Source organism: Enterobacter cloacae complex sp. ECL352, from assembly GCF_020149545.1.
Taxonomy (GTDB): Bacteria; Pseudomonadota; Gammaproteobacteria; order Enterobacterales; family Enterobacteriaceae; genus Enterobacter; species Enterobacter asburiae_B.
On record NZ_CP083709.1, the window covers coordinates 773,811 to 793,243 of the forward strand.

Below are 19,433 nucleotides of genomic sequence, written 5' to 3' on the forward strand. Positions count from 1 at the left end.
TGATTTTTCTCGTGAATACTCGACCGCTTAACAGTTAATCGCGCTATGCTTTACAGCGAGAAATTTGCCCCACCACAAGGAGTGGAAGATGACTTCTGTTCGAACAAACGATAACACGGCTTTTATTAACGAACTGTCGCGCCTGGTTGGCTCCTCTCACCTGCTTACCGACCCGGCCAAAACCGCCCGCTACCGTAAGGGTTTCCGCTCCGGTCAGGGCGAGGCGCTGGCGGTGGTCTTCCCCGGCACGCTGCTGGAGCTGTGGCGCGTCCTGAGCGCCTGCGTCGCCGCCGACAAGATTATTTTAATGCAGGCCGCCAATACTGGCCTGACCGAAGGCTCCACGCCGAACGGCAACGATTACGATCGCGACATCGTGATTATCAGCACCCTGCGCCTCGACAAGCTGCACCTGCTGGATAAAGGCGAGCAGGTGCTCGCGTTCCCCGGCACGACGCTCTACTCCCTGGAAAAAGCGCTTAAGCCGCTGGGCCGCGAGCCGCACTCGGTGATTGGCTCCTCCTGTATTGGCGCCTCAGTGGTCGGAGGGATTTGCAACAACTCCGGCGGCTCGCTGGTGCAGCGCGGCCCGGCCTACACCGAGATGTCCCTGTTTGCCCGTATTGACGAGAACGGCAAGCTGACGCTGGTGAACCATCTGGGCATCGATCTCGGCGCGACGCCGGAACAGATCCTCAGCAAGCTTGACGACGATCGCGTGAAGGACGAAGACGTGCAGCACGACGGTCGTCATGCGCACGATCACGACTACGTGACCCGCGTGCGGGATATCGACGCCGATACGCCAGCGCGCTACAACGCCGACCCGGACCGCCTGTTTGAATCCTCCGGCTGCGCCGGGAAGCTGGCCGTGTTTGCCGTGCGTCTGGATACCTTCCCGGCGGAGAAAAAGCAGCAGGTGTTTTACATCGGCACCAATCAGCCTGAGGTGTTGACCGAAATCCGTCGCCATATTCTGGGCGAATTCACCCATCTGCCGGTAGCGGGCGAGTACATGCACCGGGACATTTACGACATCGCCGAGCGTTACGGCAAAGATACGTTCCTGATGATCGACAAGCTCGGCACCGACAAAATGCCGTTCTTCTTCACCATGAAGGGACGCACCGATGCGATGCTGGAGAAAGTGTCGCTGTTCAAACCTCACTTCACCGACCGCTTTATGCAGAAGCTGGGCAACGTTTTCCCGGCGCATCTGCCGGAGCGAATGAAAACCTGGCGCGATAAGTACGAGCACCACCTGCTGCTGAAAATGGCCGGGGACGGAATTGCCGAAGCGCAGTCCTGGCTGACCGAATTCTTCAAAACCGCCGAAGGGGATTTCTTTGCCTGTACGCCTGAAGAGGGCAGCAAAGCGTTCCTGCACCGTTTTGCCGCCGCAGGCGCCGCTATCCGTTATCAGGCGGTGCATTCGGAAGAGGTGGAAGATATTCTGGCGCTGGATATCGCCCTGCGACGTAACGACACCGAGTGGTTTGAGCACCTCCCGCCGGAAATCGACAGCAAGCTGGTGCATAAGCTCTATTACGGCCACTTTATGTGTTATGTCTTCCATCAGGATTACATCGTCAAAAAAGGGGTCGATGCGCACGAACTGAAGGAGCAGATGCTCGCCCTGCTGCGTGAACGCGGCGCACAATATCCTGCGGAACATAACGTCGGGCATCTTTATAAAGCCCCTGACGCACTTAAGCAGTTTTATCGCGAGAATGACCCTACAAACAGCATGAATCCCGGCATTGGTAAAACAACGCGGAAGAAATACTGGAAAGAAGAGGCAGATGCGGAGCAGCGCGTAACGCAAGCGTCTGATTAATTCCTATAGCCAAATTTGAGAGATTGTTTAGCGCGCCTTAATCGTAATAGAGTAACCGTCTGACGCCGGAGGAACGTTTCTCCGGCTTTCTATAACGAGGAGCAGGCACATCATGTCGGCTGTTGATGTTTTATCCGAGACCGAACTGGAAGTGCGCGATGCCCTTCCCGATGATGTGCATGCCATCGCCGCCATCTATGCATGGCATGTGCTGCACGGGCGCGCGTCATTTGAAGAAGTCCCCCCTACCATCGACGAAATGCGTCATCGAATGAAAAGCGTGGCTGAGAGCGGTTTACCGTGGCTTATCGCGCTGTATCGCGGCATCGTGGTGGGCTACTGCTACGCCACGCCTTACCGCCCGCGACACGCCTACCGCTATACCCTGGAAGAGTCGATTTACGTGGATGCCAGCATTACCGGGCGCGGTTTTGGTTCGGCATTAATGGATGCGCTGATCGCCCGCTGCGAGCAAGGCCCGTGGCGGCAGATGATTGCCGTTGTGGGAGATGGCAACAATAATGCCGGCTCGCTGCGGCTGCATAAAAAGCACGGCTTCGAGATTGTCGGTCAGCTGCGCAGCGTGGGGTATAAGAAAGGCGACTGGCGGGATACGGTGATTATGCAGCGCTCGCTCAACGATGGGGACTGGACGCTGCCGGAATAAACGCAAAACGGTAACCTGGGTTACCGTTTTTAGTGTTTTCTCCCTCTCCCTGTGGGAGAGGGTCGGGGTGAGGGCATCAGCGCGCACAAACGACTCAATCGTTCTGCGCCGTCGCCATCTGTTCCGCTTTCTGCTTTTTATACGTCAATGCTGCGGCCGGCACGGGCTGCACTTTCCCGGTTTCAATCCAGGTACGCAGGCGGCTCGCGTCCGCGAAGTGGGTATATTTGCCGAAGGCATCCATCACCACCAGCGCCACCGGTTTACCGTTAAACACGGTGCGCATCACCAGACAGTGTCCTGCCGCGTTGGTAAAGCCGGTTTTGGTTAACTGAATATTCCAGTTATCGCGGTATACCAAATGGTTAGTGTTGCGGAACGGCAGCGTATAGGCCGGGTTCGCAAAGGTCGCCATCTCTTCACGGGTGGTGCTGAGCTGACCAATCAGCGGATATTGTTTGCTGGCAATCAGCAGTTTCGTCAGATCGCGGGCCGTGGAGACGTTGTTGATCGACAGACCCGTCGGTTCAACATAATGCGTATTGGTCATCCCCAGCGCTTTGGCTTTCGCGTTCATCGCGCGGATAAAGGCGTCGTAGCCGCCCGGATAGTGGTGCGCCAGGCTCGCCGCCGCACGGTTTTCAGACGACATCAGCGCCAGCAGCAGCATATTTTTACGGCTGATTTCACTGTTCAGCCGCACGCGAGAGTAGATCCCCTTCATCTCCGGCGTGTGGCTGATATCCACTTTCAATTTTTCGTCCAGCGGCAGATGGGCATCAAGCACCACCATCGCGGTCATTAATTTGGTTATTGAGGCGATCGGGCGCACCAGGTCCGGATGGCTGGCGTAGATCACCTTATTGGTGTTGAGATCGACAATCATCGCGCTGCCGGACGCAATTTGCGGCTGAGCAGCAGCGGCGGTCACCGCGGGCGTTTTAGCGACGGCCGGCACGGCAGCGGACGCGCCCAGCAACAGCGCCAGGCTAAGTAAAGAGACTCGGAATTTCAGCATGGTGAGACTTCTGATAATTATTCACGCACGTCATGACGTACACCGCCTGTATCAACGGATAAACACAGGCTGGCTTCGGCATCATAGCGGTCACCGGGCGTTGTCGCCAGCGGATAATCGTGAACAGATGCTGCATTGCTGGCATTTACGCCAGCAATGCAGTGAACTCAGAAGAGACGGTATCCGTAACCCCAAAGAATAACCGTCAGCGCCAGTAGCGCCTCCAGCACCAGCACCCCAATAGCGAGTGTTGAACTGGAAAAACTCAGGCCTTCTTCTTTATTGATATTCAGGAAGGTTGGAACCCCCAGATACAGCAGATACCCGGTGTAAAAGAGGGCAATGGTACCGATCAGCGCGCACAGCCAGACCAGTGGATAGAGCGCAACAATACCGCTTAAGAAGAGCGGGGTCGCGACATATCCGGCAAAGACCATACAGTGCGCCAGCGATGGACGTTGCGGATAGTTACGCGCCATCCAGTGAATGACGCGCCCCATTACCGCAACACCCGCCAGCATCAGGCCATAAAAAACGATGGCCAGATAGAGTCCGGTAAACCAGGAAAGCTGAACCACGGTGCCGTCACCGAAGTTCCAGCCGATTTGTGTTGTTCCGATAAAAGCGCATATTACCGGCACCGCAGCCATCAGCAGCACGTGGTGCGTGTAATGATGCGAGACCGTTTCGTTCTCACTTTTAATGACATGCATCTCACGATCGGGATGGGAGAAAAGTCCCCAGACATGGTTCATAGCGCCCCCTTGTTGTCGGCCCGTCAGCGATACCTTAAGTATAATGCAGGCTTTAGATTATTTTCTGTACAGTGGGAAATTTCCGTTGATTTCCCCGCTGTTGATTCATGGGGTATATGATTAAACGAGGTACGCTGAGGGAGATAACATTTACGTAATGGATATTAACGCACTCATTGAACAATATGGCTATGCCGCGCTGGTCGTCGGTAGCGTGGCAGAAGGTGAAACCATCACGCTGTTAGGCGGCGTCGCCGCGCATCAGGGATTGCTGAAATTCCCGCTGGTCGTAGCAGCGGTCGCGCTCGGTGGAATGATTGGCGATCAGCTGCTCTACTTTCTCGGGCTGCGCTTCGGGCCCACGCTGCTTAAGCGTTTCGCAAAGCATCAGAAGAAAATTCGCCGCGCTCAACGGCTCATTCAACGTCATCCCTATCTGTTCGTCATCGGCACGCGCTTTATGTATGGCTTTCGCATTATCGGGCCGATACTGATTGGCGCCAGCCATCTGCCGCCAAAAATTTTCCTGCCGCTCAATGTTCTTGGTGCGATTGCCTGGGCGCTGATCTTTACGACGCTCGGCTACGTCGGGGGCGAAGTGATTGGCCCGTGGCTGCATAATCTCGACCAGCACCTGAAGCACTGGGCGTGGTTGATTCTGGTGGTTGCGGCGGTGATTGGGGTCAGGCTGTGGCTGAAGCACCGGGATAAGACGCGGGATGAGGAGTGAGTGCGGTCTCCTCCCCTCACCCCGGCCCTCTCCCAAAGGGAGAGGGTGTTTTTAGTTCCCTCTCCCTTTGGGAGAGGGTTAGGGTGAGGGAAAACTACCCCTCCGGCTTAAACTGCGGGTTCGCCAGCATAAAGCCCCCGTCGACAATAAACGATTGCCCCGTCGTGTAGCTGGCGTCGCTGTCGCACAGCCATGCCACCAGGCTGGCAATCTCTCTGGTGTGGCCCGGTCTTGCCAGCGGGATTTCCGGCATTGAGCCCTCCTTCACTTCGCTGTCGTCCATGTCGTTCATCGGTGTGGCAATGGCGCCCGGCGCGACGGCGTTCACCAGAATGTTGTGCTTGACCAGTTCCATCGCCATGGATTTGGTTAACCCGCCAAGCGCGTGTTTTGCCGCCGTGTAGGCGCTGGCCTCCGGCAGCGGCGTGTGCTCGTGCACCGAGGTGATATTCACAATCCGCCCCCCTTCCCCCTGCTTCACCATCTGCCGGGCGGCAATCTGCGAACAGAGAAACGCGCCGTCTACGTCGACGGTGAAAATGTTCCGCCAGTCGTCAAACGGCATCTCAAGGAACGGCGCTTTGGTCATCGCTCCGGCATTGTTAACCAGCACGTCCAGCCGACCAAAACGCGCAATCAGCGTTTCAATAGCCTTTGCGCCTTCCGGCAGCGCGCTTAAATCAAGATGGATAGCCTCTGCGCGCTGCCCCTGCGCTTCAACTTCGCGGCAGGTTTCCAGCGCCCCTTTTTCATCCGAGTGCCAGGTGACGCCAATATCAAACCCGCGCTCTGCGAGCATCAGCGCCGTGGTTTTACCAATCCCGGAATCCGATGCGGTCACTATCGCTACTCTGGTCATACTCACCTCCTGAAAAACTGCAAAGAGGTAAGTATAGATAATGACCATTTTTAGCCATGATGATAGCCACCGCCCAGCGCCGACGTCAGCTGCAGCGTGGCGTCGACATACTGACCTTTCAGCAACAATCCGGCGAGGTCTTCCCTGAGGGCCGGGATCCTGGCTTCACTGACCCGCGAGCCCGCAACGATCCCCGCGCTGAAGCGCGCCTGCGCCAGCGCCACAACCCGCGCCGCATCTTTTTCAACCTGCTGCTGATGGTGGTTCTTCGCCGTCAGCGTTTCGACTTCACTGGCCGTGCGCGCCACCTGATTGACCGCTTCGACCACCGCTTTGTTGTAGTTTGCCACCGAGAGATTATTTTGCGCCTGAGCGATATCCAGGCTGGCGTTCAGCCTGCCGCTGTCGAAGATCGGCAGCGTAAGCCCGGCGGTCACGCCCATCTGCTGCGCTGAAGCGCGAAACAGATCGCTCAGATGGAGGGCATCCTGCTGTAAGAACGCCATCAGGTTCACGTCAGGATAGAAAGCCGCTCTGGCGGCCTCCACCTCGCTCATGGAGGCTTCGATATACCAGTGCGCCTCCTGAAGATCCGGACGGCGTGCCAGCAGCTCATAACCGAGCGTCGGCGGTAACGCGGCGTCAACCGTCGGCAGCGCATGCTGCGTAAGCGTTACGGAGGAAGAATTCGTCAGCGCGACCAGACGCGCCTCAACGGCTTTCATCTTCCCGTTGACTTCTGCCAGCTGTTCTTCGGTTTTGTTGGCGTCGATATCGGTTTCCACCCCTTCAACGGAGGAGGTGATCCCGTGCTGATACAGTTCGCGATCGGCGCCGATTATGTTGTCCTGCTCATGTTTGATCTGCGCGAGAACCTCCCCTGCGGCGGCCTGAGTTTGCCACTCCCAGTAGAGCCGCGCCACGCTGCTGGCCAGCAGCTGGCGGGTCTGCTCCAGCTCCGCTTTTTGCGCATTCACTTTGCCAATCCGGGCCTCGACCCGGGCGCGATTTTTTCCCCACAGATCGAGATCCCAGCCTGCGGTCAGCCCAAAGATGCCGTTGGTGTACCACGGCCCGGTGGTGCCTGCAGCCGGGTCGGTAAGGGCGAAAGGCCCCATCAGCCCTTCGGCGGACATTTTCTGGCGTTCCGCATCGGCGGAAAAATCAATCTGCGGACCGTCAGCGGCCATTGCGGCTTTGGCCTGGGCTTCGGCAAGCGTAATGCGCTTACGGGCAATCTGCATATCCGGCGCATCGCTCAACGCTTTCGCAATCAGCCCGTTAAGCTGGGGATCGTTATACGCTTTCCACCACTCATTCTTCGGCCAGTCCTGATGATTCAGAACCGTATTCACCGACGCCGCAGCGGTTTGCGTTTTAATGGGAGACACCGTGGCATGTTCAGGCGCACAGGCTGCCAGAATAAAAGCGAAGGGTGCACTCAGAGATAAAATAAGAGAACGTTTCATGACGCCATACACTCAAAAAATAAAGGCGCACGTTACGCTCGATATCGTTCATTTTTTTAGTAACGCGTGGCAATCCGCAAATTGTCATACATTTTAATACCCGGAAATTTATTCCCAAAGAGAATGATTAAATTCAATACATTCACGCCAAATATAAATACGCTGCTAAACTTATTCAGGACATACATGAGCGGGAGAAAGGAATGAAAATATTACTGTGGGTTATTTTAATTATATTTCTGATAGGGCTCTTAGTGGTTACCGGCGTATTCAAGATGATTTTCTGATCTATTTGCCCGGCTCAGAGCCGGGCAACGTCATTAATATCAGGCTTTCAGCGAAGCCCCTTTCGTGGCAATCACCTCTTTATACCAGTAGAAACTTTTCTTACGGCTGCGCGCCAGCGTGCCGTTACCGCTGTCATCGCGATCGACGTAAATAAAGCCGTAGCGCTTGGAGAGTTCAGCTTTAGACGCGCTCACCAGGTCGATTGGCCCCCAGCTGGTATACCCCATCACCTCAACGCCGTCGTCAATGGCTTCACGCACCTGCACCAGGTGGTCGTTAAGGTAGCTGATGCGATAGTCATCCTGCACCACGCCGTCCGCATCCGGTTTATCCTTCGCCCCCAGGCCATTTTCCACGATAAACAACGGCTTCTGATAGCGATCCCAGAGCACGTTCAACAGGGTACGCAGGCCGATGGGGTCAATCTGCCAGCCCCATTCGGAACTTGCCAGATGCGGGTTTGGCACCATGCTCAGGATATTGCCGCGCGCCTGCTGGTTGAGGGCCTCATCCGCGGTGACGCAGCCCGTCATGTAGTAGCTGAACGAGATAAAATCGACGGTCGATTTCAGCGCCTCGCGGTCGTCATCCGTTACCTCAAGCTGAATCCCGCTGTCGCGGAAGAAGCGCTGCATATAGCCCGGGTAGGCGCCACGGCACTGCACGTCGCCAAAGAATTGCCACGCGCGGTTTTCCTGCAGCGTCTCCAGAACATCTTCCGGCTTGCAGGTCAGCGGATACATCAGGCCGCCCAGCAGCATGTTGCCGATTCTGGCATCCGGGATAATCTCGTGGCAGGCCTTCACGGCCAGCGCGCTGGCCACCAGCTGGTGGTGGATCGCCTGGTACACCTCCCCTTTGCTGCTGGTTTCCGGCAGGCCCACGCCGGTCATCGGCGCGTGCAGAGACATATTGATCTCGTTGAAGGTCAGCCAGAGCTTCACCTTCTCCTTGTAGCGCGCAAACACGGTACGGGCGTAGCGCTCGAAGAACCCAATGGTCTGGCGGCTGCCCCACCCGCCGTACTGCTTCACCAGCCCCCACGGCATTTCGTAATGCGAGAGCGTTACCAGCGGGGTAATGCTGTGCGCGGCCAGCTCGTCAAACAGCCGGTCGTAAAACGCCAGCCCCGCTTCGTTAGGCTGCAGCTCGTCGCCGTTCGGAAAAATGCGGGTCCAGGCAATGGAGACGCGCAGGCAGTTAAAGCCCATCTCAGCGAACAGTTTGATGTCTTCCGGGTAGCGGTGATAGAAGTCGATGGCGACGTCCTTGATGCCGCTGTCGCCCGCCACGCGCTCAACCACCGGGCCGAAGACACCCTGCGGCTGAACGTCCGAGGTGGACAGCCCTTTCCCCTCCTCCAGATACGCGCCTTCTACCTGATTCGCGGCAACCGCGCCGCCCCATAAAAAATCGTCCGGGAAAGTTTTCATCACGTTCTCCTGTTATTGATGGCTTACGCTGAGTAACGGCGCACCGGCATTGACGGACGTTGCCGCCACGGTCACCACATCGCGATACTCATCGCTGTTACTGATAATGATCGGGGTCGCCAGGTCGTATCCGGCATCGATAATCGCCTGTCGGTCAAACTCCAGCAGCAGATCGCCGGGCTGTACCCTGTCGCCCACCTTCACGTGGGCGGTAAACGGCCTGCCGTCTAGCTTCACGGTATCGATACCCACGTGGATTAACACTTCAATCCCGCTGTTGCTGAGCAGGCCGATGGCGTGTTTGGTCTGAAACAGCGAGGCCACCACGCCGGCAAACGGGGCCACCACTTTGTTATCGGAGGGAATAATGGCGGCACCGCTGCCCAGCAGGCCGCTGGCAAACGTGGTATCCGGCACCTGGTCGAGCGCCAGAACGGTCCCGGTCATCGGGGATAAGACATCGTTTTCCCCTGCCATAACCGCAGCTTCCGCCTCTGCGCGTCCCGGCATGCCCGCCGCCAGCGTCAGGCCACAGCTCAGCACCAGCGCTACCGCGGTGCCGATCACGCCGCCCCACAGCGTGGCGTTTACCCCACCCGGCGGAATCATCTGGGCGATGGTAAAGATATTGGCGAAGCCGAAGGAGTAAACGTGGGTATCGCTGAAGCCGACAATCGCGCCGCCGATAGCCCCCGCCACGCAGCCAAAGATAAACGGACGACGCAGCGGCAGGTTTACGCCATACACAGCGGGTTCGGTGATACCGAAAATCCCTGCCGTAACGGACGACCCGGCCAGCATCTTCTGACGGGCATCGCGGGTACGCAGGAAGATCCCCAGCGCCGCCCCCACCTGGCCAAACACCGCGGGCAATAGCATTGGCAGCATGGAGTCATGCCCCAGCACCGCCAGGTTGTTAATCATCAGCGGCACCAGCCCCCAGTGCAGGCCAAAAATAACGCAGACCTGCCACAGCGCGCCCATCGCCGCGCCCGCCAGCCACGGTGCCAGAACGTAAATGCTCTGATAGCCGTTCGCCAGCATCTGGCTCAGCCAGGTCGCCAGCGGGCCAATCACCAGGAAAGTCAGCGGCACGGTCGTGCCCAGACAGATCAGCGGCGCGAAGAAGTTTTTCATCGAGGAAGGCAGCAGCCTGGTGCTCTGTTTTTCCAGCCAGCAGCTGACCCACGCGGCGAGAATAATCGGGATCACCGACGAGCTGTAGTTAAACCAGGTGACGGGAATGCCCAAAAAGGCGTCCGATACCGCGCCCGGCTGCTGACTGGCGTTAAACGCCGCAATCATCATCGGATGGGTGAGCGCCCCGCCGATGACCATGGTAATAAACGGGTTGCCGCCGAATTTTTTCCCGGCGGTATAGCCCAGCACCAGCGGGAAGAAGAAGAACAGCGCGTCGCTGGCAGCGAACCAGATTTTATAGGTGCCGCTCTCGGTGCTGAGCCAGCCGCACACAACGGCCAGCGCCAGCAGCCCTTTCAGAATACCGGACGCGGCCAGAATGCCGATAAACGGAGTGAAAATCCCGGAGACGATGTCAATCAGGCGGCCCAGCAGATTCCCTTTTTCGCCCCTCTCTTCTACGACGGGCGCGTCATCGGTAAGGCCTGCCTCATTGCGCACCGCCTGCCAGACGTCGTGGACGTGGTTGCCAATCACTACCTGAAACTGGCCGCCGCTTTCGACCACCATGATCACGCCCGGGTTTTTCTTCAGCCCTTCCGCATCCGCCCGTTGATTCTCTTTCAGTTTGAAGCGAAGCCGGGTCGCGCAGTGTACAAGACTGACGATGTTCTCTTTTCCGCCAACGTGGCCGAGAATATCCTTCGCTAAAGCCTGGTATTCCATCTCGATTTCCTTACATCCGATGCCCGCAGACACCTGTTGACTGAGTACAAAAAATAAAAAAACCCGAGAACGACCTTCTGACGAAGGCCGCGCTCAGGTTTTGCCTGCGTGATGCAGTAACAATCCTGTTTTGAGGCTTAACGCCCCTCTTTTCTCACCCGCTCGATATGAATAGCGAGGAACATAATTTCTTCGGTCGTCAGCTCGCGCTGATAGCTTTTGTTCAGGTGCTGGGCGATTTTCTCGGCGCATTTCCACGCTTTCGCGTAGTTGTCTTTTACTGCCGTATGCAGCGAAACGTCGTCATCTTCCACCACGGTGCGGGTCAGCATCCGCTGGGCAAAAAACTTCAGGTGGGTGACGAAACGCTGATAGCTGAGCGACTCTTCATCGTACTCAAGCTGCAGCTGATACTTCACCAGCTGCAGGATCTCCTGCATCACCCGCGTCACGTGCATCACTTCCGGCATTTCGCTGTTCAGCTGCGCGGTGACCAGATGCAGCGCGATAAACCCGGCCTCATCCTCTTCCAGCTCGACGTTCAGGCGTCTGGCAATAATGGCCCGCGCCTCCTGCCCTAATTCGAACTCCTTCGGATACAGCCGTTTAATATCCCACAGCAGCACGTTTTTGATGGCCAGCCCGTTCTTCTGCCGCTCAATCGCAAAGTAGCAGTGGTCGGTGAGGGTTATATACAAACTCTCCTGCAGCTTGCCCAGCCGCTGCGCCGCCAGCCCGATGATGCGGTCGCAGGTGGTCATCACTTCCAGCGGAATTTGACTCAGCAGCTCGCCAAGTCGACGCACCAGTTCATCGCTTTGTAACGCAAACACCTTTTCAACCAACGCGGTATCCAGCGCTTCGCCGACGCGCTTCTGAAAGGCCAGCCCACGGCCCATCACCACCTGTTCGCGCCCGCGCTCATCCTGAACAACCACCACGTTATTATTGAGTATCTTGGCGATTTTCATCTGAACCCCAGAAACAAAAAAACCTGACCTCCGGCAGATGCCAGAAAATCAGGTTTTGCCTGCCTAAGCAGTAACAATCCAGTTCTGGCACTCTATCAGTTTCATTCATAGCCTCAATGCATCACGCATCAGAAACGTGACGCGGATCGAACTTGCTACGGTGATATCAGAAGCTCACCACCGTTTTCAGCTCGGTAACCCAGCCATCCTGGGTGCGACTGACCCCGCCGGGATGGTGCCAGTACTGAATGCCCGGCTGCAGCTCCAGCCACGACACCGGACGGAAGCGATAATAAAACTCACCGTTCAGGGAGTGGCCTGGCTCCGGGTGATACGCCGGATCGTTATAGTCCGACACGCCGCTCAGGCTGTTCATATAGCGCTGGTTGCGGGCGTACTGGCTACTCATATCAATCCAGGTTAGCCCGAAGCCAATCCAGTCTTCCGGCCGCGCGTCAAAAAGCCCGCGGTAGCGCAGCGAGGCGGCGTAAACCTGGTGCATGTAGTTGGTACTCTGATCCGCAAGGCTCATGCTGAAAGAGGTGCTCAACCCGCGATTCGGGTCATCCTGATGCTGCGTAAGCTGCTGGTTCAGCCCGGCGTACATGAACCAGGTCCGGCTGTGGGTATCAAAGCCGTTCGGGTCCGTCGCGCCCGCACCGCCGGATTTGCCGCGATAAAGATCGGTTTGCGGCGCGTTGGTAAACACCACGCCCAGGTTATACGCGCCCGGCAGGCCGTTAATCAGCGGACGCGCTTCGATTTCAACCGGCAGTAAGACCCCTTTGCTGCCCTTCGTCGACCAGCTCCACGCGTGGCTGCGGCTGGAGGCCTCGGGATTTTGCTCCATCACGCCGCCCTTCAGGGTCAGCGTCGGCGTTAATTTATACGCAAGCGTGGTGCCCCAGGTGTGAACGTTCCAGTTGTTCCACGTCAGCGAGTTGGCTGACTTCCCGCCGCACTGCGAAAGCAGCTGGAAATCACAGGGGATGATTTGATCGAAGGTCTGCACCTTGTTCATCATCCCGATGCGCCAGGTCAGACGCCGGTCGTCAAAGCTGCGGGCAAAGGTCAGCCAGCCCAGGCGGGTAATGGACTGTCCGCCCCAGCTCTCTTGGGTCAGGTCGTTAAAGTTGACGCGAGGGTCCTGCACGCGTTTGGTGGTGAGGTCGTCATTGTGGTTACGGTTGACGATGTTCCCTTCGATACGCGCATCCGGGATACCGGTCCAGCGCTCAAGATCCTGGCTGAAGGTCAGCGCAAACTGGTCGATATAGGCCACGTGGGAGTCGTGGTTATAGCCACCGCCTCCGTTCCAGCCAATTTCATTCAGATATCCGAGGTTCCAGGTAAAACCGTTATGGTTGAGGATTTTACGTATGCCGAGCATTTCGCCCAGAACAGGCTCCGGCGGAGCTTCAAAGCCTAATACCGTTCCGTTCCAGTCCTGCGCCACCGACAGCGGGGATATCGTCAATAAGGCGAGCGCATAGAGTTTATTTTTATATGCCATGATAACAACCTGTGATTGAGTATTTTGTGCGTAACCGGTCGCAGGAAATTTTTCTATTTCCTGTCGATATTTCATTTTTTTAAAATCAGTAAAAAGCGCTAAGCCAAATTTCTCTCCTGCGTAAACGAGAGGCAAAAAAAAACCTAAGCGCTCCACAGCGAAAATGCTGTGAAACGCTTAGGTTTTGCCTGTTAACCAGTAACAATCCTGCGTTGAAAACAGTGGCACCTTAACACCGTCGCGCCACGTTGAAAACCAGAACTGTTTTCTGGTTTAAAAAAGTGTGAGCAATTTAACGCTTATTATTTTGACTGAATCACCCGGGCAATTTCAGACGAAGTCTGTAATGTCCGAATCTCCTGAAATAATCCCAGCGCTTCATCGTACTCTTTGCGTAAATAGCTCAGCCACTGTTTAATTCGCGCGACGTGATACAAACCGGTATCGCCCTGCTTTTCCAGTCGGCTGTATTTTTGCAGCAGCGTGACGACGTCTTCCCACGGCATTCGCGGCTCGTTATATTTCACCACCCGGCTAAGGTTGGGCACATTCAGGGCACCGCGACCGATCATCACCGCATCGCAGCCGGTGGCGTTCAGACAGGCCTGCGCGCTCTCGTAATCCCAGATTTCACCGTTGGCGATGACCGGAATGGTGAGGCGCTTGCGGATCTCGCCGATCGCCTGCCAGTTAATGCGCTCGGCCTTGTAGCCATCTTCTTTGGTGCGGCCATGCACCACCAGCTCGGTGGCCCCGGCCTGCTGCACCGCATCGGCGATTTCAAACTGCCGCGCGTCGCTGTCCCAGCCCAGGCGCACCTTCACCGTCACCGGCAAATGCGAAGGCACGGCCTCACGCATGGCCTTCGCGCCGCGGTAAATCAGCTCAGGATCTTTCAGCAAGGTCGCCCCACCGCCGCTGCCGTTGACCAGCTTCGACGGGCAGCCGCAGTTGAGATCCACCCCGTAAGAGCCCAGCTCAACCGCGCGGGCGGCGTTTTCCGCCAGCCATTCGGGGTACTGGCCGAGCAGCTGAATACGCACCAGCGTGCCGGAAGAGGTCCGGCTCTGGTTGTGCAGCTCGGGGCACAGGCGGAAGAAAGATTTTACCGGCAACAGCATATCGACAACGCGCAGAAACTCCGTCACGCAGAGATCGTAATCGTTCACCTCGGTCAGAAGCTCGCGCACGAGGGAGTCGAGCACGCCTTCCATTGGGGCCAGTAAAACACGCATAGCAGTACCTGTGAAAAAAGACGCGCTATAGTAGCCGCTCTCTATATCGCTGGGAAGCGCTTCTGTTCAGGGAGAAAGTCAGCCGGCGTTGCCCCCACAATGGCGCGAAACGCCGCCGCAAATGCCGCCTGCCCGGAAAACCCCAGCATCCAGGCCACCTGTTTAACCGGGTATCCATTGGCGAGCAGGTCCAGCGAGGCACAAATCCTTGCGCGCTGTCGCCAGGCCCGGAAGCTAAAGCCGGTATCTTTGATAAACGCGCGTGAGAATGTGCGTTCAGACATCGCGGCCTGTTCCGCCAGCCTTTCCATCGAAACGTCCCAGAGATTGTTGGCAATGATGTCACAGGCAACGCGATGTAACCGCTCATCTACGGGCATAGGTAATTCCGCCGAAATCTGCTGCGCCTCGCTGAGGATTTCGAGCAGCAAAACGGCCATGCTGCGCTGACTGGCTGGCCGGTATTGCGCACTGAACAGCCCGGCAATCAGCTCTTTGAACAGCGCTGTCGCCATAATCACGTGAACCTCTTCTTTCCGTTTAAAAGATCGGCATTGCGATATCAGCGCGGGGCTAAACCAGACCGCGCGGAGCTCCGTTGCGGATAACACGCTGTAGGTGTGTTCCTGAAAGGGAGGGATCCAGAGCGCGCGCTGTGGCGGTATGACCCAACGCTTATTGCCGGTTTCGACCAGCATCACCCCTTTGATGGCAAACAAGAGCTGCCCCTGTGGATGCCGGTGAGGGGGATCCACTTCGCCGCGCGTATAGCTAATTGCCCCTCTGGACCATCCGATGGCATCGTCGTGAATTGGCGTTTTATCGATAACGGTTGGCATTTCACATTCCTCCCTTCCTCTTATGATGCTACTTGTACACGTAACCGGAGAGAGACGCAATGCACATTCATTTTATCATTCATGAACATTTCGAAGCGCCAGGCGCATATGAAATCTGGGGGAAAAATCGCGGCTGTAGTATGAGCTACTCCAGAGTTTATCAGGGCGATCCGTTACCCGAGGATCTGCAGAGCACAGACTTGCTTATCATCATGGGAGGCCCGCAGTCACCTGCCACCACGCTTCAGGAGTGCCCCTGGTTTGACGCGCAGGCGGAAATACGGCTCATCGGCCGCGCAATAGAGGCAGGTAAAACGGTGATTGGCGTTTGTCTGGGCTCGCAGCTTATCGGTGAAGCGCTGGGCGCAGCGTTTTGTCCTAGCCCGGAAAAAGAGATCGGCAAATTTCCCGTCAGGCTCACAGATGCAGGCAAGGCGAACCCGCTGTTTGAGGATTTTGGCCACGAGCTAAACGTCGGTCACTGGCATAACGACATGCCAGGGTTGACGCCGCAGGCTAACGTGCTGGCTTACAGCGAGGGCTGCCCCCGTCAGATCGTGCAATATGGAGAACGGGTTTACGGTTTTCAGTGTCATATGGAACTGACGCCGGAGGTGGTTGAGCTGCTGATTGAACATTCGCAGAACGATCTCCGCCGCGCGGCTGAATTTCGTTTTGTCGAAACGGCGGAAAAACTTCGCTCGCATGATTATCGCGAAATGAATCAGGTGCTGTTTTCTTTTCTGGATAAACTCGCCGCCCAACGCGAGGCCTGACTCAGAGGCATTTCTCTGGCTCGTCACTTCGCCACCGCACGCCCTTTCCTCTAAACTGTAGCCTGCCCCTGTGCGGTGATACCAGACGTTCCATTCTGGAATGTCTGGTATGCTCAAATTTCATGATGTGATCCGTGGCACATTTTTAGGTTTAATTGTATGATGAATGCGTTTCAGCAAGGACTATCACCATGAGCAAATCATTGAATATTATCTGGCAATATCTGCGCGCATTCGTCCTGATTTACGCCTGCCTGTACGCCGGGATTTTCATCGCGTCGCTGCTGCCGATTGTTATTCCCGGCAGCATTATCGGTATGCTGATCCTCTTCGTTTTGCTGGCGCTGCAAATCCTGCCCGCAAAATGGGTCAACCCCGGCTGCTTCGTCCTCATTCGCTACATGGCGCTGCTTTTCGTGCCCATCGGCGTCGGGGTCATGCAGTATTTTGATTTGCTCAAGGCCCAGTTCGGCCCGATTGTGGTCTCCTGCGCGGTCAGTACGCTGGTGGTTTTCCTTGTGGTGAGCTGGAGTTCGCATCTGGTGCATGGCGAACGTAACGTGGTCGGGGAGAAAACAAAAAAATGATGGCCAATATCTGGTGGTCGCTGCCGTTAACCCTGGCGGTGTTCTTCGCCGCGCGCAAGCTTGCCGCACGTTTTAAAATGCCGTTGCTGAACCCGCTGCTGGTGGCGATGGTGGTAATTATTCCGTTCCTGCTGCTCACCGGCATTCCCTACGAACGCTACTTTGCCGGCAGCAAAATTTTAAACGACCTGCTGCAGCCTGCCGTTGTGGCGCTCGCCTTTCCTTTATACGAGCAGCTCCATCAGATCCGCGCCCGCTGGAAATCCATCATTACCATCTGTTTTGTGGGCAGCCTGGTGGCGATGATCACCGGCACGTCGGTGGCGCTGTTGATGGGGGCCTCCCCGCAAATTGCCGCCTCTATCCTGCCTAAATCGGTGACCACGCCTATCGCGATGGCGGTCGGCGGCAGCCTCGGCGGGATCCCGGCCATCAGCGCGATGTGCGTCATTTTCGTCGGTATTCTGGGTGCGGTGTTTGGTCACACCCTGCTGAACGGGATGCGTATTCACACTAAAGCGGCACGGGGGCTGTCGATGGGAACAGCTTCCCACGCCCTGGGCACCGCCCGCTGCGCGGAGCTGGATTATCAGGAAGGGGCGTTTAGCTCCCTGGCGCTGGTGATCTGCGGGATTATCACCTCCCTGCTGGCCCCGTTCATTTTCCCGCTGATTCTGGCGGTGATGGGCTAAAATTTGCGATGCGTCGCGCAAATTTCATTTTGATTTCATAAGTTGCATACATAATGAGAAGTGGATCACATATAAAGCCCTGACGGCTCCGTAAACTACCGATCCATTAACCTTTATGAGGCAAACGCCATGCACCCACGTTTTCAAGCTGCTTTCGCCCAGCTTGCAGAGAATTTGCAGTCAGCCCTGGCTCCCGTTCTGGCAGATGCACACTTCCCCGCCCTGCTGACCGCGGAGCAGGTCACGATGCTGAAACAGGCAACGGGACTGGAAGAAGACGCGCTGGCTTTCGCACTGCTTCCTCTGGCTGCCGCCTGCGCGCGGGCCGATCTCTCCCACTTTAACGTCGGGGCCATTGCGCGCGGCGTCAGCGGAACCTGGTACTTCGGTGGCAATATGGAGTTCCTGGGCGCGACCATGCAGCAAACGGTTCACGCCGAGCAGAGCGCCATCAGCCACGCCTGGCTGCGCGGTGAAAAAGCCCTGAGCGCCATTACCGTTAACTACACCCCCTGCGGCCACTGCCGTCAGTTTATGAACGAGCTGAACAGCGGGCTGCAGCTGCGCATCAACCTGCCGGGCCGCGCGCCGCACACGCTGGGGGATTATCTGCCTGACGCGTTTGGCCCGAAAGATCTGGAGATCAAAACGCTGCTGATGGACGAGCAGGACCACGGTTACGCCCTGTCCGACGATGACCTGAGCCAGGCGGCCATTCGCGCGGCCAACAAAAGCCACACGCCGTACAGCAAGTCCCCGAGCGGCGTGGCGCTGCAGTGCCGCGATGGCCGGATCTTTAGCGGCAGCTACGCGGAAAACGCCGCGTTTAACCCAACCCTGCCACCGCTGCAGGGCGCGCTTAACCTGCTGAGCCTGAACGGCTATGACTATCCGGACATTCAGCGCGCTATTCTGGCAGAAATTGCCGATGCGCCGTTGATTCAGTGGGATGCGACCGCCGCGACGCTTAAAGCGCTGGGCTGCACGACGATTGACCGCGTACTGCTTGCGTAATCCTTCCGGCGGGCAGAAATGCCCGCCAGTTTGCTGAAAAACCCCTCAGTTAAGTCGCTGTTTCTTGCGCTAACCAGGCGGGTAAAGTAGCCTGAGTTAAATTTCATCCACGAACGAGCCATCTCCATGTTAAAGCGCGTTTTTTACAGCCTGTCTGTCCTGGTCGGCATACTGCTGTTGATCGTGCTGGGTCTCGATCGCTGGATGAGCTGGAAAACCGCCCCCTACATCTTTGACGACCTGCAGGACCTGCCCTATCGTCAGGTTGGCGTGGTGCTCGGCACCGCCAAGTATTACCGCACCGGCGTGATCAACCAGTATTACCGTTACCGCATTCAGGGCGCGCTGAACGCCTACAACAGCGGCAAGGTGAACTACCTGCTGCTGAGCGGCGATAACGCGCTGCAAAGCTACAATGAACCGGTGACGATGCGTAAGGACCTGATTGCCGCGGGCGTGGACCCTGCCGATATCGTGCTCGACTACGCCGGATTCCGCACCCTGGACTCCATCGTGCGCACGCGTAAAGTCTTCGATACCAACGACTTCATCATCATTACCCAGCGCTTCCACTGCGAGCGCGCGCTGTTTATCGCGCTGCATATGGGCATTCAGGCGCAGTGTTACGCGGTGCCGTCGCCAAAAGATATGCTGAGCGTGCGCGTGCGCGAGTTCGGCGCGCGTTTTGGCGCCCTGGCCGATCTGTATATCTTCAAACGCGAACCGCGCTTTTTAGGCCCGCTGGTTCCGATTCCGGCGATGCACGAAGTGCCGGAAGACGCGCAGGGTTACCCGGCCGTCACGCCCGAGCAGCTGCTGGATATGCAGAAAAAGGAAAAATAACAGGGCCGCCTTTATACTTTCTTTACGCCGGGCCTGACGCT

The 19,433-nt window shown here is 56.9% G+C and carries 17 protein-coding genes and 1 pseudogene; 8 read left to right on the forward strand and 10 right to left on the reverse strand.

Annotated elements, in window-relative coordinates; all coding sequences use genetic code 11:
• Positions 1-88 precede the first annotated feature (88 nt).
• Together dld and LBF07_RS03650 are read left to right on the forward strand one after the other, a co-directional pair.
• Positions 89-1,837: a D-lactate dehydrogenase gene (gene dld / locus LBF07_RS03645; RefSeq protein WP_094934117.1), complete on the forward strand. Its 1,749-nt coding sequence runs from the start codon at positions 89-91 to the stop codon at positions 1,835-1,837.
• 112 nt (positions 1,838-1,949) lie between these two features.
• On the forward strand, positions 1,950-2,504 hold the full coding sequence (locus LBF07_RS03650) for a GNAT family N-acetyltransferase (RefSeq protein WP_094934120.1): 555 nt from the start codon (positions 1,950-1,952) through the stop codon (positions 2,502-2,504).
• A gap of 94 nt (positions 2,505-2,598) precedes the next feature.
• Here LBF07_RS03650 and pbpG read toward each other — a convergent pair whose 3' ends face one another.
• A complete protein-coding gene (gene pbpG / locus LBF07_RS03655; protein ID WP_023312453.1) occupies positions 2,599-3,522 on the reverse strand; it encodes a D-alanyl-D-alanine endopeptidase in 924 nt (307 codons plus the stop codon).
• A gap of 167 nt (positions 3,523-3,689) precedes the next feature.
• Positions 3,690-4,277, reverse strand: a complete 588-nt coding sequence (locus LBF07_RS03660; protein ID WP_023312454.1) for a Yip1 family protein — start codon at positions 4,275-4,277, stop codon at positions 3,690-3,692.
• A gap of 157 nt (positions 4,278-4,434) precedes the next feature.
• On the opposite strand from LBF07_RS03660, the gene LBF07_RS03665 reads away from it, so the two are divergent.
• The gene (locus LBF07_RS03665; protein ID WP_039263154.1) at positions 4,435-5,007 is read left to right on the forward strand and encodes a DedA family protein; all 573 of its coding nucleotides are present in this window, start codon (positions 4,435-4,437) and stop codon (positions 5,005-5,007) included.
• A 94-nt stretch (positions 5,008-5,101) separates the two neighbouring features.
• Here the strand turns inward: LBF07_RS03665 and LBF07_RS03670 are convergent, their stop codons facing one another.
• The 8 genes and pseudogenes from LBF07_RS03670 to LBF07_RS03705 form a co-directional block, all read right to left on the reverse strand.
• Positions 5,102-5,866, reverse strand: a complete 765-nt coding sequence (locus LBF07_RS03670; RefSeq protein ID WP_075203907.1) for an SDR family oxidoreductase — start codon at positions 5,864-5,866, stop codon at positions 5,102-5,104.
• Positions 5,867-5,916: 50 nt separating this feature from the next.
• Positions 5,917-7,335, reverse strand: coding sequence for a multidrug resistance outer membrane protein MdtQ (gene mdtQ / locus LBF07_RS03675; RefSeq protein ID WP_094934122.1), 1,419 nt, complete (start codon positions 7,333-7,335; stop codon positions 5,917-5,919).
• 326 nt (positions 7,336-7,661) lie between these two features.
• Positions 7,662-9,056: a glycoside hydrolase family 1 protein gene (locus LBF07_RS03680; protein WP_094934125.1), complete on the reverse strand. Its 1,395-nt coding sequence runs from the start codon at positions 9,054-9,056 to the stop codon at positions 7,662-7,664.
• A gap of 12 nt (positions 9,057-9,068) precedes the next feature.
• Positions 9,069-11,035: pseudogene (gene bglF, locus LBF07_RS03685) on the reverse strand (PTS beta-glucoside transporter subunit IIABC).
• A 24-nt stretch (positions 11,036-11,059) separates the two neighbouring features.
• Entirely contained in the window at positions 11,060-11,893 is an 834-nt protein-coding gene (licT, locus tag LBF07_RS03690) for a BglG family transcription antiterminator LicT (RefSeq protein WP_023616723.1), read from the reverse strand.
• A 166-nt stretch (positions 11,894-12,059) separates the two neighbouring features.
• The gene (locus tag LBF07_RS03695; RefSeq protein ID WP_094934130.1) at positions 12,060-13,406 is read right to left on the reverse strand and encodes a carbohydrate porin; all 1,347 of its coding nucleotides are present in this window, start codon (positions 13,404-13,406) and stop codon (positions 12,060-12,062) included.
• Positions 13,407-13,708: 302 nt separating this feature from the next.
• Complete coding sequence (gene dusC / locus LBF07_RS03700; protein WP_112778300.1) at positions 13,709-14,641, reverse strand: tRNA dihydrouridine(16) synthase DusC; 933 nt, start codon at positions 14,639-14,641, stop codon at positions 13,709-13,711.
• Positions 14,642-14,682: 41 nt separating this feature from the next.
• Entirely contained in the window at positions 14,683-15,480 is a 798-nt protein-coding gene (locus LBF07_RS03705) for a helix-turn-helix domain-containing protein (RefSeq protein ID WP_094934132.1), read from the reverse strand.
• A 59-nt stretch (positions 15,481-15,539) separates the two neighbouring features.
• On the opposite strand from LBF07_RS03705, the gene LBF07_RS03710 reads away from it, so the two are divergent.
• The 5 genes from LBF07_RS03710 (at position 15,540) to sanA (ending at position 19,392) form a co-directional block, all read left to right on the forward strand.
• Positions 15,540-16,256 (forward strand): type 1 glutamine amidotransferase, encoded by a 717-nt coding sequence (locus LBF07_RS03710; protein ID WP_094934134.1) that lies wholly within the window; start codon positions 15,540-15,542, stop codon positions 16,254-16,256.
• A gap of 191 nt (positions 16,257-16,447) precedes the next feature.
• Positions 16,448-16,843, forward strand: coding sequence for a CidA/LrgA family protein (locus tag LBF07_RS03715; protein ID WP_023312463.1), 396 nt, complete (start codon positions 16,448-16,450; stop codon positions 16,841-16,843).
• Positions 16,840-17,535: a CidB/LrgB family autolysis modulator gene (locus LBF07_RS03720; RefSeq protein ID WP_029740398.1), complete on the forward strand. Its 696-nt coding sequence runs from the start codon at positions 16,840-16,842 to the stop codon at positions 17,533-17,535. The genes LBF07_RS03715 and LBF07_RS03720 overlap by 4 nt, the downstream gene beginning before the upstream one ends.
• A gap of 129 nt (positions 17,536-17,664) precedes the next feature.
• The gene (gene cdd, locus LBF07_RS03725; RefSeq protein ID WP_094934136.1) at positions 17,665-18,549 is read left to right on the forward strand and encodes a cytidine deaminase; all 885 of its coding nucleotides are present in this window, start codon (positions 17,665-17,667) and stop codon (positions 18,547-18,549) included.
• A 126-nt stretch (positions 18,550-18,675) separates the two neighbouring features.
• On the forward strand, positions 18,676-19,392 hold the full coding sequence (gene sanA, locus LBF07_RS03730) for an outer membrane permeability protein SanA (protein ID WP_008500918.1): 717 nt from the start codon (positions 18,676-18,678) through the stop codon (positions 19,390-19,392).
• Positions 19,393-19,433 lie beyond the last annotated feature (41 nt).